At 39.6% G+C, this 1060-nt stretch carries 1 protein-coding gene; it reads right to left on the bottom strand.

Features of this window, described 5'->3' with window-relative positions:
* Positions 1-105: 105 nt before the first annotated feature.
* Positions 106-798, bottom strand: coding sequence for a hypothetical protein (locus tag BEN47_RS20710; RefSeq protein ID WP_125921436.1), 693 nt, complete (start codon positions 796-798; stop codon positions 106-108).
* Positions 799-1060: the final 262 nt, after the last annotated feature.

The raw sequence follows: 1060 nt of genomic DNA on the forward strand, positions 1-1060 counted from the left end.
CACTGGTTACGGGCATGGCCGTTGCTGTGTCCATTGCGGCGAATATCGGCGCTCTCGCATTTAGCGCAAGTGTGAATTGTCGTGACCATAAACACCATACTTAAGTCATCTCATTTTAGACCACCGCCCTCTTCCAAATATCTTTAAATGAATAGAAAGGTCTGTAGGTAGGTCATGAACAGCCTTACTTATAATGAATAATACTCCTAAGCCATCATTCTCATTACAAGCAACTGGCATGTGCGAACAGATTATGGTGTAAGACTCATTTCCTGATTTAAAGTTGTTGACAACAAATTCTTGATTGTTAAAAGAACGTCTGATTGCGGTTTGTATTTCAAGCGGTTCTTCACTAATACCAGAATTATTGAATAGTTCCTTTGGTAGAAAACGGCTTTTTTCTAATCTGTCGTCAATGACTATTAAGCCGCTTCCCCAATTTTCGGGAGTTTCAATTGAGCAGTATTCATTCAGATAGACTCCCACTGTAAACCCCGTGTTAACAGTGTCTAACAGGAAATAGGTATTATCAATTATTGGTTCGATGAGTTCATGAATACCATTTGAGATGCCTTTATCACACAAGTGGGTATCGTCACCATAATTTAATGCGCATGTCTGTCCATTCAACCGTTGCATTGTTTGAACAAGAAAGTTGCTTATCGTTTCTTGCCTTCCAGCAACTCCTTTGAGTTCTTTTAATTCGCGTTCAGATTTTAACTCGTTTGTTATAGACCCTGGGAAACTAGTGGCATAGATTGTTTTGATCAATAATATCCCTAGATATAATACTCCCAAAAAAGTAATTGCACACAGAGAAAATTTGTTGAGTGCTTCATTTTCCGTAGTTAAGTTATTGGAAGCAATGCCAATAAGTATTACGATGATGCCTTCAAAAATTGCGGTTCCTATAATCGCATTATTTACAGCGCTGCTGAATGATTCAAGACGCTTAATTATGGGCGGTGGTCTGATATAAGGTGAAATGCGTATTGGGGGTTATGGTTTATACGCAACACTATTGCGCCGCCTGCGGCAGTGAACAGATTCGGCGCAATGG

This window comes from Hymenobacter lapidarius (assembly GCF_001816145.1).
Lineage (GTDB): Bacteria > Bacteroidota > Bacteroidia > Cytophagales > Hymenobacteraceae > Hymenobacter > Hymenobacter lapidarius.